This is a genomic window from Comamonas fluminis, from assembly GCF_019186805.1.
Classification (GTDB): Bacteria; Pseudomonadota; Gammaproteobacteria; order Burkholderiales; family Burkholderiaceae_C; genus Comamonas; species Comamonas fluminis.
This window is the reverse complement of record NZ_CP066783.1, coordinates 4,372,246-4,386,177: the sequence shown is the minus strand read 5'-3', so window position 1 is coordinate 4,386,177 and position 13,932 is coordinate 4,372,246. Positions and strand designations below refer to the sequence as shown.

The window sequence follows — 13,932 nt, the reverse complement described above, 5'->3', positions numbered from 1 at the left end:
GGGTGGTGGTGTGGCGGCTTTACGGCAGGGAAAAGGGGCAATAAATCAAAGGGTGGCTGATGGTTTGCGCTTGGTCGTTTTGCGCGCAGCAGTTGTTGCGCCGGGCGGGATGGGCTTGATGCGCAGGCCCAGCACGCGTGTGGCCAGCTCGGTCAGTTCCACCACCATTTCGGCGGGGCCCAGGCGTCCGCCGGGCTGGTACCAGTTGTAGAGAAAACCGGGCAGGCTGCAGGCGGCCTGGGCAGTGATGCGTGTTTCACGAAAGTCAAAGTGCCCGCTGGCGCGGCCTTGCTCCAGTAGTTCGCAGAAATCGCGGTAGAACTTCTGCGCCACCGCACGCGATGCCTTGAGATAGGTGGGGCTGAAGGCCTGCGGTTCGCGGTAGGGGAAAAAGCCTGCGGGGTAATGCGCGATGGTGGCGGCAATCAGGCGTTGCAACCCGTCCACCGCTTTTTCATGCGCGGGGCGAGGGGCGTCTGCCGCGAAGTCCAGCACGGTGAAACAGGCCTCGGTGGGCGTCCAGCACAGCGTTTCGAAAATCTCCTGCTTGTTGCGAAAGTAGTAATACACAAAAGGCTTGGTCACCCCCAGCGATTGCACGATCTGCTCGATGGTGGTGTTGGCGTAACCGTTGCGGTCAAACAGCGCTTCTGCAGCTTTCAGAATGCGCTCGCGTTTCTCGTCAGAACCCGCTGTGGGAAAGCGCTGGCGACCACGCGGAGCCGCTGGTGCAGAAGGGGGTTGGCCTGTCTTTTTGGACGTTGCGGGCATGAGGGTTTTCGTGTGTCGCATTCGTTATACCGATGGGTAGTAATGTTCTACCAGTGGGTATACATTGACAAGACACCGAGGCGAAGATTGACCTAAGGCAATCCCTGAGAAAGTCAGAAAATTGGCGCCAGGACTCGGTTTCAGAAAGACACCCAGGAGACACCCATGGCTGATTCTGCGTCCCTCACACCCTTGTTTGAGGCTTTGCGTCGTAATGCAAAAAAGCATCCCGAGCGCGATGCCTACATCTGGTACGGCCAGCACATCAGCTGGCAGCAAATGGATGACTACAGCGATGCCGTGGCCGCGCATCTGCAGCAGCTGGGGGTGAAAAAAGGTGAGCCTGTGGCGCTGTTCATGAACAACTGCCCACAGTACATCGTGGCGCATTACGCGGTGCAGAAAATCGGGGCCATCGTCTGCCCCTGCGGGCCGCTGAACAAGGAGCATGAGCTGGAATATCAGCTCAACGACCTGCAGGCGCGCATCATCATCGCGGCTGATGTGCTGCTGCCGGTGGTGGACAAGGTGCGCAGCACCACGTCGCTGACGCATGTGCTGGCGGTGCGTTATGCCGAATGGTTGCCCGCCAGCCCCACGCTGGCCTTGCCGCCCGAGCTGCAAGCGCCCATGCAGCCGCTGCCGCAAGGCGTGCAGTCAGTCTGGGATGTGATGCACAGCGGCGCAAGGCCTGAGCCCGTGGCCGTGAGGATGGACGATGTGGCGCTGATGACCTATACCTCTGGCACCACCGGCCTGCCCAAGGGTGCGATGCTGAGCTTTGGCAGCGCGGCGTACAAGACGGCAGGCGCTTCCGAGGTGACAGAGGTGACCGCGCAGGATGTACTGCTGGCAGTGGCGCCGCTCTATCACATCGCTGGCATGTCCATGGGCGTGAACATGCCCGTGCACTCTGGCGCGCCTTGCGTGCTGCTGCACCGCTTTGACCCGCTGGCCGTGGCGCAGGCCATAGAGCGCTACCGCGTCAGCTGGTGGTACAGCATTGCGCCTATGAATGTGGCTGTCATGCAGGTGCCGGGTGTGGAAAAGATGGATTTCAGCGCACTGCGCCGCAATACGGTGACCAGCTTTGGCATCAGCTATACCGAAGACTTGGCCAATAAATGGCGGCAATTTGCACCCCATGCCATCTCTGCCGAGGCGGCCTACGGCCTGTCCGAAACCCACACCATGGACACCTTCATGCCCGGCGATGCCATTCGCTGGGGCACGCATGGCAAGCCCGTGCCGGGCAATGAAATTCGAGTGATCGACCCCGAAACCGGCGCTCCATTGGCTGCGGGTGAAGTGGGCGAAATCATCATTCGCGGTCCTGGCAATTTCAAGGGCTACTGGAACAAGCCCGAGGCCACGGCCAAGACGCTTAAGGACGGCTGGGTGTACACCGGCGACATGGGAAAGTTTGATGAGGACGGTTACCTCACCTTCATCGGCCGCTTCAAGGAAATGATCAAGGTCTCGGGCTACAGCGTCTTCCCTGAAGAGGTTGAGACCATTCTCATCAAGCACCCCGCCATTGCGCAGGCGGCTGTACTTGGCGTGCCAGACGCGCAAAAAGGCGAGGTGGTGCGCGCCTTCATCGTGCGCAAGCCGGGCCAGAGCGTGGAGGCCGATGCACTGCTGGCCTGGTGCAAAGAACACATGGCCAGCTACAAGGCGCCGCGCGAGCTGCGTTTTATCGATGCGCTGCCTGCCACGGGGGCGGGCAAAGTGCTCAGGCGTTTGCTCAAAGACATTCCCTGAGTATTGAGTGAAACAGGTCTCAAGCCCTTGAAAAGATTGCGCAAGCAGCTATCAAAACGAAAGTTCTATGTTTGAAAAAGTCCTGATTGCCAACCGTGGTGAGATTGCCCTGCGCGTCATTCGTGCGCTGCACGAACTGGGCATTCCCAGTCTGGCCGTGTATGCGCAAGACGATGCGGATGCCCCGCATGTCAAAGCCGCCGATGAGGCAGTGGCACTGAACGCAAGTGGCCCCGCAGCCTACCTGGATGGCGCGCATTTGCTGGAAATTGCCCAAACTCATGGCTGTGAAGCACTGCACCCCGGCTATGGCTTTCTGAGTGAGAACGCAGACTTTGCGCGGGCCTGTGCAGCAGCGAATGTGCGCTTTATTGGCCCCACTCCCACACAACTGGCGCTGCTGGGCGACAAGGCCAAAGCCCGTGCGCTGGCCCAGCAGTGCGGTGTGCCGCTGATGCCCGGCAGCCAGGAGGCGGTGACGCTGGCGCAGGCGCAAGACTTTTTTGTGCAGCAGCAGGCCGATGGTGCTTGCGGCATCATGATCAAAGCCATTGGCGGCGGCGGCGGTCGCGGCATGCGCGCCGTGACCCGTGCGGATGAGGTGGCTGCTGCCTATGAACGCTGCCGTAGCGAGGCGCAGGCTGCGTTTGGTGTTGATGGGGTCTATGTCGAGCGGCTGATGACTGGCGCGCGCCATATCGAGGTGCAGATTCTGGGCGACGGCAGCGAATGGCCGCTGGCGCTGGGCGAGCGTGAATGCACGCTGCAGCGGCGCTTTCAGAAGCTGGTGGAAATTGCGCCCAGCCCCAGCTTGCCGCAGCCGCTGCGCGAACGCATTACGCAAGATGCGCTGCGCATGGCCTCCGAAATTCGGTACGCAAGCCTGGGTACGTTTGAATTTCTGGTGGATTTGAACAGCCCGTCTCTGCCCTATGTTTTCATCGAAGCCAACCCGCGCCTGCAGGTGGAGCACACGATTACCGAAGAGGTCTTTGGTGTGGATCTGGTGCAGGCGCAGATTGCGATTGCTGCGGGCGATCATTTTTTCGATCTGGGCCTGAATGTGAGCCAGCCACCGCAGCCGCGCGGCTATGCCATGCAGTGGCGCATCAACGCTGAAACGCTGGATGCACAAGGGCAGTCGCGCCCCGGCAGCGGCCGCATCAGCGATCTGCGCTGGCCGCAAGGGCCGGGCATTCGCATCGACAGCCATGCGCAGCAGGGCGCAAGCCCCTCGCCGCATTACGACACCTTGCTGGCCAAGCTCATCGTGCACAGCAACGCGCCACGTTTTGAGGATGTGCTGCGCCGCTCTCAGCGTGCGCTGGCCGACACACGTATTGGCGGCCTGGCAAGCAATGTCCACTTGCTGCAAGCGCTGGCGCAGCGGCCCGAGATGCAGACGCAGCAAGTGCATACGCGCTGGCTGGAAGAGGTGTTGCCAGAGCTGTTGGATGCTGCAAAAATAATAGCTGATAGCGCTTATTCTGTCTCTGAATCTACGCAAAACTCTCTGGAAAGCATTACAGATCAAGCGCAGCCAGCTCCTGAAAATGCAGTGCTCGCTCCCATGCCCGCCAAGGTGGTGCAGTGGTCGGTGGCCGCCGGTGATGTGGTGGCCAAGGGCGCAGAGCTAGGCATTCTCGAAGCCATGAAGATGCAGCATGTGCTGCTGGCCGAGCGTGCGGGAACCGTGCAGCAGTGTCTGGTGCAACCGGGCTCTTATGTGGTGCAGGGCCAGCCCCTGCTGCTGCTGGATGCTGCGCAGGGCGACGCCGCCCATGCCGAACTGGCCCAGCAGGTGCAAGACCCGGCGCACATCCGCGCAGACTTGCAGCGCGTGAAAGATCGCCATGCTTTCACGCTGGATGCGGCGCGGCCCGAAGCCATGGCCAAACGTCATGCACAGGGCAGTCGCAGTGCCCGCGAGAACATTGCCGACCTGTGCGATGAAGGCAGCTTTATCGAATACGGCGCGCTGGCCATTGCCGCACAAACGCGCCGCCGCAGTCTGGAGGACTTGGTTGCCAACACGCCAGCCGATGGCATGGTGACAGGCATTGGCTCCATCAACGCGGCGCAGTTTGGTGAAGAAAAATCGCGTGCCATCGTCATGTCTTACGACGCCACGGTGCTGGCTGGAACGCAAGGTGCGCGCAACCACGCAAAGACCGACCGCATGCTGGGTATTGCCCTGCAGCAAAAGCTGCCCGTGGTGCTGTTTGCCGAAGGCGGCGGTGGCCGCCCCGGCGATACCGATACGCCCGTGGTGGCGGGGTTGCATGTGCACACCTTTGCGGCCTATGCCGCGCTGTCGGGCGTGGTGCCCGTAGTGGGCATCACGCATGGGCGCTGCTTTGCGGGCAACGCGGCGCTGCTGGGCTGCAGCGACGTCATCATCGCCACCCGCAGCAGCAATATCGGCATGGGTGGCCCGGCCATGATTGAGGGCGGCGGGCTGGGTGTTTTCAAGCCCGAAGCGGTGGGGCCGGCCAGCGTGCAGCATGCCAGCGGCGTGATCGACATTCTGGTGGACGATGAAGCGCAGGCCGTGGCCGCTGCCAGGCACTATCTGTCGTTCTTTCAGGGGCGCACCAGCCAATGGTCTGCACCCGATTCGCGCCAGCTGCGGCATGTGGTGCCAGAGAACCGTTTGCGCGTTTACGACACGCGTGCGGCCATGTCGGGTCTGGTGGATGAAGGCAGCCTGCTGATGCTGCGCACCGGCTTTGGCCTGGGTATTCACACCGCGCTGGCCCGCATCGAAGGGCGGCCTGTGGGCCTGATGGCCAACAACCCCGGCCACCTGGGCGGCGCGATTGATGCCGACGCGGCGGACAAGGCGGCGCGGTTCATGCAACTGTGCAATGCGCATGGCATTGCCATCATCAGCCTGGTTGATACCCCCGGTTTCATGGTGGGGCCGGAGATTGAAAAAACCGCCCAGGTGCGCCATGTCAGCCGCTTGTTTGTGATGGCCGCCAAGCTGCGCGTGCCGTACTTCAGCGTGGTGCTGCGCAAGGGCTACGGCCTGGGGGCGATGGGCATGACGGCTGGCAGCTTTCACGCGCCCATCTTCAACGTGGCCTGGCCCACGGGTGAATTTGGCGCAATGGGGCTGGAAGGCGCGGTGCGGCTGGGTTTTCGCAAAGAGCTGGAAGCCCTGCCCGAAGGCCCTGAGCGCGAAGCGCTGTTTCAGAAGCTGCTGGCCCAGCAGTATGCGCACGGCGAAGCCATGCACATGGCCGCCACACTGGAGATTGATGCCGTGATTGACCCCGCCGATACCCGTGTCTGGCTGGTGCAGGGGCTGGCGGGGGCGCGCCTGCGCGATGTGGCCGCAGGTTTTGTCGATACCTGGTAAGTGTTCAACGATGATGAAAATGGCTTCAAGCGCTTTATCTGAAGGCGCTTGAAGCTATGTTTTTTGAGAATTTTTGGGAGCCTTAAAACGCGTGATAAGCTGGGTTATCAAGAGAACAAAACCCGGCGTTTGGCCCGGGTGAATGGAGATATTTCATGCCTGGACTGCTTCCCGACGTCGATCCCGATGGCCTGCTCGAATTCTCGGTGGTGTACACCGACCGGGCGCTCAATCACATGTCCAAAAAGTTTGTCGGTGCGATGCAGGACATTCTGGGCGTGCTCAAAGAGGTCTACCACGCCCACACCGCCGTGCTGGTGCCGGGCAGCGGCACTTTTGGCATGGAAGCCGTGGCGCGCCAGTTTGCCAATCGCGAAAAAGTGCTGATTGTGCGCAATGGCTGGTTCAGCTACCGCTGGACGCAGATTTTCGACGCCGATGCCGGTCTGGGCGGCGGCTCTGTCGTCTGCAAGGCGCGCAAGCAGGGCGAAGGTGCGCAGGACGCCTGGGCACCATGCCCCGCTGCCGATGTGGCCGAGACCATTCGCGTGGAGCGCCCCAAGGTGGTGTTTGCCCCGCATGTGGAAACAGCCAGCGGCATCCTGCTGCCCGACGAGTACCTGCGCACCATCGCCGATGCGGCGCACGAAGTGGGCGCGCTGTTTGTGCTGGACTGCGTGGCCTCGGGTGCGATGTGGGTAGACATGGAAAAGACCGGCGTGGACGTGCTGATCTCTGCGCCGCAAAAGGGCTGGAGCAGCTCTCCCTGCTGCGCCATGATCATGCTGTCGCAGCGTGCGCGTGAGGCGATTGAGCACACGCAAAGCTCCAGCTTCTCCTGCGATCTGAAGAAGTGGATGCAGATTGCCGAAGGCTATGAAAAAGGCCAGCATGCCTATCACACGACCTTGCCTACCGATGCACTGCTGCGCCTGCGCGATGTGATGCTGGAAACGCGTGAATATGGCTTTGCCAAGGTGCGCGATGAACAGATTGCACTGGGCCAAAGCGTGCGCGCATTGCTGGAGTCGCGCGGCTTCCCCAGTGTGGCGGCAGAGGGCTTCAAGTCGCCGGGCGTGGTGGTCAGCTACACCACAGACCCTGAAATTCAAAGCGGCCGTGCTTTTGCCAAGGTGGGGCTGCAAACCGCATCGGGCGTACCGTTGATGTGTGATGAAGGGCCTGATTTCAAGACCTTCCGCCTGGGCCTGTTCGGGCTGGAAAAGTGGCACAACACCGAACGCACCACCGGCCATCTGCGCAAGGCGCTGGACGATATTGGCGTCTGATACCCGAAAGCACAGTCACCAGCGTTAAAAAGGAAGCTGCATGAAACTGCCTTTAAAAACCCTTTGTGTGATGGCGCTGCTGGTGACTGCATCCATGCAGGTGGCGCAGGCCAAACGCGCGCCTGCACGCCCCGGAGTGACGCAGGGGGATCTGTGTGAACGAGGCGTGGCAACTGACCAGAAGCCTGCGGATGGCGGTGAAGTTCTGACGGAAAGCCGCTGGATGATTCAGTACAGCGCGGCAGGCGAGGCTGCGCGCCGCTATGTGTTCAGACTGCTTTCTGGCGGACGCATGCTCAATGCACATCCCAATGACAGCACGCGGGATAACGATCGCTGGAAATCCAGCGGACGGAAGGTGGAGCTGAGCTTCAATGATCTTACGGAGCAAGATTGTTAGTAGCATGACTCGCCATGTCTTCCTGCATTTTGGCATTCGGATTCATCGTCTTTTTGAGACGAGTATCAGGGGCTGGGAGAGGAATTGGGGCGCAATGGAATCTGTAGATAACTTGGAACTGGCGCAGTGGCGGGAGATGGATTCCATCCACGTCCTGCGCCTGTTTGCTAATCACATCAAAGAACATCCCTCGCTCCTTCCAAGACCGAGTGATCTAACCACCCGATGGCTGATCTTGCCCCATAGTTCCGGACACCATCCAGTCGCTAAGTTAGCCCTGATGGGCGGGGTGATTCTGCCGTCGTCGGAACTCCCTGGGCGACATCATCTTCAAACTCGAATGCGGGTGGATTTCGTTGAAGTGCTCGAACGCATCCGGCAATTGCGCCAGCACCGTCGCGTCACGCAGGTCCATACGGCTCATGTAGTCGCGCTTGAAGGTATTCACGAAGCTCTCGGCCATGCCGTTGCTCTGCGGGCTACACACGGGCGTGTTGATCGGCTTCAAGCCCAGCGATCTGGCAATGCCACGCGTCTCGTGCGCGATGTAGGCGTTGCCGTTGTCGGTGAGGAACTCCAATTCATGCTCCAGGGGCACGGCTTCCACCAGCATATCGCGCACCGGCTCTCCCGCAAGCCCCTTGCCCTTCCAAGCTCGCCAGGCCAGGATCTCCCGGTCCGCAGCAGTCCTTGGCGAAGGTGGCTGTGACCGTCTCGCCCGAATCGCACTTGATCTCAAAGCCGTCAGAGCACCAGCGCATGTTGCTCATCGGCACACTGACCTGGCCATCGTGAACACGGCTCGAATTCCGGCGCTTGGGCGCCTTGGGCAACAGCAGTCGATGCTGGGCCATGACCCGATAGATGCGCTTGTTGTTCAGCACCTGTTGACCTTGCGAGCGTCGCTCTCGATTGAGCAGCGCACCGGCGCGGCGATAGCCATAGCTGGGCAACTCTGCAATGTGGCGGCGAATATCGACCAGCAATGCCTCATCCTGGGCTGGCGCACGGCCACTGCGGTCATCTCGCCAGTCACTGGGCCTGCGATGGCGTACATACAGATTCGAGCGCGCCACGCCCAGCACTGAGCAGACCGACTTCATTGCTCGTCCCCCGGCAACAAGGGCGAGCGCGCAATCCACTTTTTTGCGGCAGTGAGCTCCACGGCTTCCTTGAGTATCTCGTTCTCCAAGGTCTTTTTGCCCAGCACACGTTGCAGCTTGGCGATCTCGGCGCGAGCTGCGGCCGGTTCCGAAGCCGGCACAACCGCTTCGCCTACGCTCACGGCCACCAGCGCGCCTTCACGATCCAGTCGCCGCCAAGTGAATAGCAAGCTCGCTGACACACCCTCCTGGCGTGCCACGAGCGACACGCTCATGCCTGGCTCATAAGTTTTGCGAACCAAAGCCGCCTTCTCGGTAGCCGACCAGCGTCGCCTGCGCTGGTCCCGGGTGATGACCTCAATCGTCTCTGTATGTCTAGTCATACGCACAGTCCTATGCCTATCTCAAAGATAAACGACGGACCGTGTCCGGAGATTCAGGGGGCTATCTCATGGCTTGGCTATGTCGCTGGCTATGATTGGAAATTCTTGTGCATCGGACCAACGTTTTTGGATGTGCACAATGACTGTGGCTGCGGTAGCGCGATCGAATTGGTTATGCGCATTTATGGCCTTAAATTCAAGGCCGCAACTAAGCGTTTGAAAGAGAGGGGTCTGTGAGGCTTGTCATGGCCACTGCGGATTTCATGCTTGAGGGGCGATCCTTTGCAGGCTTCCCGCTGCTTCTCTCCAATGACGGGTGGCCCTTGGAGCCTGCACAGTCGTTCCTGTGGCACGCATTGATTACCCATGGAGGCATTGAGAGCAAGCTCACCTGGGAAGCGTATGGCCGCAGGCTATACGACTACTTTGCGTTCTTGTCTGCAAATGAACTGACCTGGAATGAGGGCCTCAAGCCACACGGACTGAGCGTTGTGGCCAGGTATCGCGACTGGTCGCTCGGCGAACTAGGCCTGAATCCCAGCACCGTGAATAAACGACTGAATCTGGTGGTGCGGTTCTACGATTGGTGCAAACACCAGGGTCACATCACCCATCTACCGTTTGGCATACGCAACGTTCGCACGCCATTGCATCAGGGCTTTCTTGCCCATGTGGATCGCTCGAATGGAGTGATTTCAAAACCGACAGTGCTGGCTCGCGAGCGTAAGACATCTATCAAATTCTTGATCAAAGAACAAGTCAGGGAATGCCTTGGGGTAAAGCTCGACCCGAGCCATGCGCTTTTGTTCAACCTGATGGTGCGGACCGGGATGCGATCCTGCGAGGCGCGAACCTTTCCACTCACATATGTCTTCAACCCCAGGACTCGAAGGGGGCTGACGCCTGGGCAGATGATCCGCATCAATTTGGAACCCGCTGACATGCACATCAAGTATGGCAAGCCTAGAAGTGTGGACGTTCCATGGTCGCTCATGGAGGATATGTGGACCTATTCTCTGCACAAGCGAGAAGTGCGACGGCAAAGAACGGGGCAGGCCCCTGCTGCCCTCGTACTGACCGAGCTTGGAACGGAGTTCTCGAAAGGCGCAGTCGTCGATGCGATGAAAGCTATCGAAAAAAAAGTTGGGTTCCCAGTGAGAGCGCATATGCTGCGGCATACCTATGGAACTTACACACTGTCAGCCCTTCGCAAAAGCACGGTCTTCCAGGGTGAGCCGTTGCTCTATGTCCGTGACCGAATGGGCCACTCTGATGTGCAAACCACTGCGATCTACCTGCATTTGATCAATCAGTTGGACGCACAAATCGTGTTAGCGCACGAAGATGAGATGGACATGCTGTTCGCCCATGGCGGCGATCCAATCGCGATGAGGCGTTAATGATGGCTCGCGTCAAGAACTATAAAGCAAACGTATCCAAAATTGCCACCGACCTAGTCGCTGACCAGGGAAAGACCGAGGCGATGGTCGCGCTGCCTCCCAATCCAAGGGGCCACCACCTAATTGACTTGCGTCCATGGTTGGGGCTTGGCTTCGACGATTGGGTTCGGGCGGCAACTACGGTATTAAAGGCACGGCTCCACAGTGGGAATTATTCGGTGGCGACCATCGTGAGCTTTGCGTCCAATGGACTTAAAGTGTTTCTACCATACCTCACAGGCAATTGCATTGGCGGCATGCCATCGAGTCCATCGGATTTAGGCCCGGAGGATGTCACACGTTACATCGCGTGGCTCAGGCTCAAATACCCAAACGGATCCACTGCCAAGAACTATTACTCCGCTTTCAAGTCGGTGGTGGTCGGCCTGATAGATTACGGATTCATCGACCAACAACATGAGATCTTGCTGCCAGCCAACCCATTTCCGATGAATGCAAAAGTGACGCGCGGTGACTTCCCGCTAAGTCACTCCGAAATGCAGCAATTGGCCGCATCACTCAAGGCAGATCTTATTGCAATTCACCATGGAAGATTCGATGGTTTGGAATCAGAAGCCATTGTGGTTCTGATACTCATCATTAGTATGCGCTCGGGAATCAACACCACCCCTCTTCTGGAAATGAAGCGGGATTGTTTGGGTCAACACCCTTTCATGCCGAACCTGATGGTGGTCAGAACCTTCAAACGCAGAGGAAAGGGCGCGCAGTCAACGTCATTGCGTCAGACCCATATTCATGACCTTGCAGCATCAATTCCCATGGATGGAGTCGCGGTGCTCAAAAAGGCGTTGGAAATGACGCAGATCCTCGTTCCCACTGCCCCTGATGCCATAAGAGATCGTGTTTGGCTTTACCGCTCAGCTCGACGCGGACAACGAAATGGGCAAACGCTTTGCCTGAATACGGGTAGCCTATCCGAACAAACCAGAGCTATCGTCCAACGCCACGGACTGATGGCAGATGATGGAACACCATTGCGGCTGACCCCTGGGCGCCTGCGCAAAACAATGGAAAACCGCCTCTGGAAACTCAGTGATGGTGATTTGCTTGCCGTCTCTGAAGTGATGGGGCACTCCCCTCAGGTTGCAGATAACCATTACTTGCGTCTCGATGAGCGCTCCAAAGCGGAAGGCGCGAAATTCGTTGGTGAAACATTGCCAGCCAAGCTCCGAGGGAACGACCTCGTGCCAACACCCTCGGGCAGTTGCAAGGATAGTTTGCAAGGTGCGCTTGCACCCAAAGACGGCACTACACACTGTGCGGAATTCACGCATTGCTTTGGATGCCCAAGCTATGCCATTGTAGGGACCGTCAAGGACTTGCACCGGCTCTTCAGCTTCCAGCGCTTCTTAATGTCAGAGATGGATTACTACGCCATGGGGGAGTGGCATGAGTGGCGAAGCCACCATCAAGATCTCATTGCGCAAATCGACCGATTGGCGGTTGAGAGCTTCTTCCCAGAAATGGTGGAGCAAGCCAAGGCGCTCGCCCAGAAGGAGCCTCATCCCTTCTGGGCAATCCGCATTCTTCAATCGCGAATGAGAAAAGAGGTACGTTATGGCAGTTAACGCAGCCGCCGTGCAGGTAACCCCTAAGGCGTATGACCTATTAGCTGTCCAACCCGTTTCCACAAAAGGGCTGTCTAATCAAGACCGGTTCAGTATCGTGGTCAGTGCCGTAGTTGGTTCGGATGGAAGTAGCCACGTTCTATCCAGATTCGGCGATTCTGTTTGGGACTTCAGGCCCTACTTTGAGCAATCCAACGTAGCCGATAGTCAGAAGTACATCCGCTGGCCACAGGATTGCTCGCCAGATTTGGTCGATGACTGCAAAGCCGTCTTGTATGCATGGTTCAAACGCGGGCTACCAGGCTCCAAGCCGCCCGTAGCGGGGGGGGTGTGTAAGACGGCCATCGTCTCGGCCACTCCACTGATGCGGTGGTTGAAGACGTTGAATATCAAAAGATTCGATCAAGTGAAGCCGATTCACGTTGCGAACTATGTTCATCACACCAAATCACGGCTTACTCGTAGCGCTCATAGCGTCTCCGAAAGCTTGCGAATATTGGACTTTCTCTGGGTGTTTCGTAACGAGACCTCGTTCCAGCTGGCCGCTTGCCCGTGGGGTGACAGCTCGCTTTGGCGTATTAGTGGACGAGCAAGGCAAGCAGGCAGCCAATCCAGGAGAGCTGAAGCGGGAAAGACACCCGTCATCCCGCCTGACGTGCAGTCCAAGATATTCAATTATTGTGAAGCTGTTCTAGCAAAGGCGCCGGAGACTCTGGACCAACATGACGCCGGCAAGCTGCGATTAAGGAATCCCAATCTGATCCGCATTCGAGATGCAGCGCTTTACGTATTGTCGATAACCAGTGGCATGCGCAATGAGGAGGTGATCGGGATCGAGACCGGGTCATGGCGCAGCGAAGTGAGGGAGGGTATCGAATTCCACTGGGTGGCCACCACCGAACACAAGACCGGAAAAGGAAAAGTGGAGTTTCTGATACCAGCGCTAACGGTCAAAGTTCTGGAGCTAATGAACCGATATGCAAAGCCCCTTCAAGAAAAGCTGGCCCATGAAATTGCGGAGCTAGAGTCCAGTGCAGAGACTCGGGTCGTCAAGGGGCGAATGCTGCGGTTGGCAAAGGCGAGGAAAGACATCCGAAAACTATTTCTTTGCACAAGCGAGTCTGGGCAGAGCAAATCAGCGGGCTATCACGTTGATGCTTTGTGCAGTGGTGGCTCGAAGGTCTCTTTCCGTCGATTGGCGCGGGCGGCGCAGACGGATTGGTTATTGACTCCCCATCAGTGCCGAAGGACCTATGCGCGCAATATTGTGGAGTCACGCATGGGGCGCGCGTCGCTAGTCTTTTTGAAATGGCAATTCAAACATTCCAGCATCAGCATGACCCAACTGTATGCGTCCAACCCCATGCAGGATGCATCACTATTTGATGAGGTGCTGCAAGAGATGACCGAGTTCAAGGTGGATTTGATTGAATCCTGGCTTGGCGGGCAACCCTTGAGCGGTGGCGCGGGACATGAAATCAAAAAGTTGCGCGTCATCGCCTTGGAGAGTCGAACTGCATTGTTGGCTGAGACGGCAGCTCAGGTTCATATCCGCGCCACAGGTCACGGGTGGTGCCTGGCACAGGAAAAGGGTTGCGGTGGCGCAGGCCTATATGAGGCAACCAGGTGTGTTGGATGCAAAAACGGCGTCATTGATGAGTCATTCACCGAAACCTGGAAAGGCATCTATGCGCAGCAAACCGAATTGCTGGACATTGACGATGCTGGCCCGGCGGTCAAGCAACGTGCTGAGCGTGACGTTCAGTGGGCGCGTCAGGTCATGGAGGACCTTGGCGTGCTGCCGAACACGTCAGACGGCCTGATATGAAT

Annotated in this window: 8 protein-coding genes and 1 pseudogene; 7 read left to right on the top strand and 2 right to left on the bottom strand. The window is 58.4% G+C overall.

What is annotated here, in order from left to right; translation table 11 throughout:
* Positions 1-45: 45 nt before the first annotated feature.
* Positions 46-771 carry a TetR/AcrR family transcriptional regulator gene (locus tag JDW18_RS20225; RefSeq protein WP_218241396.1) on the bottom strand — a complete coding sequence of 242 codons (726 nt, stop codon included), beginning with the start codon at positions 769-771 and terminating at the stop codon, positions 46-48.
* A gap of 165 nt (positions 772-936) precedes the next feature.
* Between JDW18_RS20225 and JDW18_RS20220 the strand changes: the two genes are divergently transcribed.
* The 4 genes from JDW18_RS20220 to JDW18_RS20205 all read left to right on the top strand — a co-directional run bounded on the left by JDW18_RS20220 (position 937) and on the right by JDW18_RS20205 (position 7,588).
* Entirely contained in the window at positions 937-2,535 is a 1,599-nt protein-coding gene (locus tag JDW18_RS20220; RefSeq protein WP_218241395.1) for an AMP-binding protein, read from the top strand.
* A 67-nt stretch (positions 2,536-2,602) separates the two neighbouring features.
* Positions 2,603-5,899 carry an acetyl-CoA carboxylase family protein gene (locus tag JDW18_RS20215; protein WP_218241394.1) on the top strand — a complete coding sequence of 1,099 codons (3,297 nt, stop codon included), beginning with the start codon at positions 2,603-2,605 and terminating at the stop codon, positions 5,897-5,899.
* Between the two features lie 155 nt (positions 5,900-6,054).
* Positions 6,055-7,188, top strand: coding sequence for an aminotransferase class V-fold PLP-dependent enzyme (locus JDW18_RS20210; protein ID WP_218241392.1), 1,134 nt, complete (start codon positions 6,055-6,057; stop codon positions 7,186-7,188).
* Between the two features lie 40 nt (positions 7,189-7,228).
* Positions 7,229-7,588 (top strand): hypothetical protein, encoded by a 360-nt coding sequence (locus JDW18_RS20205; RefSeq protein ID WP_218241391.1) that lies wholly within the window; start codon positions 7,229-7,231, stop codon positions 7,586-7,588.
* A 271-nt stretch (positions 7,589-7,859) separates the two neighbouring features.
* Here JDW18_RS20205 and JDW18_RS20200 read toward each other — a convergent pair.
* Positions 7,860-9,074, bottom strand: a pseudogene (locus JDW18_RS20200) (IS3 family transposase).
* A 245-nt stretch (positions 9,075-9,319) separates the two neighbouring features.
* Here JDW18_RS20200 and JDW18_RS20195 point away from each other — a divergent pair.
* The 3 genes from JDW18_RS20195 to JDW18_RS20185 are packed head-to-tail and all read left to right on the top strand — an operon-like array spanning position 9,320 to position 13,930.
* Positions 9,320-10,474, top strand: coding sequence for a tyrosine-type recombinase/integrase (locus JDW18_RS20195; protein ID WP_218241390.1), 1,155 nt, complete (start codon positions 9,320-9,322; stop codon positions 10,472-10,474).
* A gap of 2 nt (positions 10,475-10,476) precedes the next feature.
* On the top strand, positions 10,477-12,102 hold the full coding sequence (locus JDW18_RS20190; RefSeq protein ID WP_218241389.1) for a hypothetical protein: 1,626 nt from the start codon (positions 10,477-10,479) through the stop codon (positions 12,100-12,102).
* A complete protein-coding gene (locus JDW18_RS20185) occupies positions 12,092-13,930 on the top strand; it encodes a site-specific integrase (protein ID WP_218241388.1) in 1,839 nt (612 codons plus the stop codon). The genes JDW18_RS20190 and JDW18_RS20185 overlap by 11 nt, the downstream gene beginning before the upstream one ends.
* Positions 13,931-13,932: the final 2 nt, after the last annotated feature.

What these genes read in the sequence shown, in the direction of transcription:
- JDW18_RS20225 (WP_218241396.1), bottom strand. Translation starts at nt 771, where the DNA reads ATGCCCGCAACGTCCAAAAAGACAGGCCAACCCCCTTCTGCACCAGCG.
- JDW18_RS20220 (WP_218241395.1), top strand. Translation starts at nt 937, where the DNA reads ATGGCTGATTCTGCGTCCCTCACACCCTTGTTTGAGGCTTTGCGTCGT.
- JDW18_RS20215 (WP_218241394.1), top strand. Translation starts at nt 2,603, where the DNA reads ATGTTTGAAAAAGTCCTGATTGCCAACCGTGGTGAGATTGCCCTGCGC.
- JDW18_RS20210 (WP_218241392.1), top strand. Translation starts at nt 6,055, where the DNA reads ATGCCTGGACTGCTTCCCGACGTCGATCCCGATGGCCTGCTCGAATTC.
- JDW18_RS20205 (WP_218241391.1), top strand. Translation starts at nt 7,229, where the DNA reads ATGAAACTGCCTTTAAAAACCCTTTGTGTGATGGCGCTGCTGGTGACT.
- JDW18_RS20195 (WP_218241390.1), top strand. Translation starts at nt 9,320, where the DNA reads ATGGCCACTGCGGATTTCATGCTTGAGGGGCGATCCTTTGCAGGCTTC.
- JDW18_RS20190 (WP_218241389.1), top strand. Translation starts at nt 10,477, where the DNA reads ATGGCTCGCGTCAAGAACTATAAAGCAAACGTATCCAAAATTGCCACC.
- JDW18_RS20185 (WP_218241388.1), top strand. Translation starts at nt 12,092, where the DNA reads ATGGCAGTTAACGCAGCCGCCGTGCAGGTAACCCCTAAGGCGTATGAC.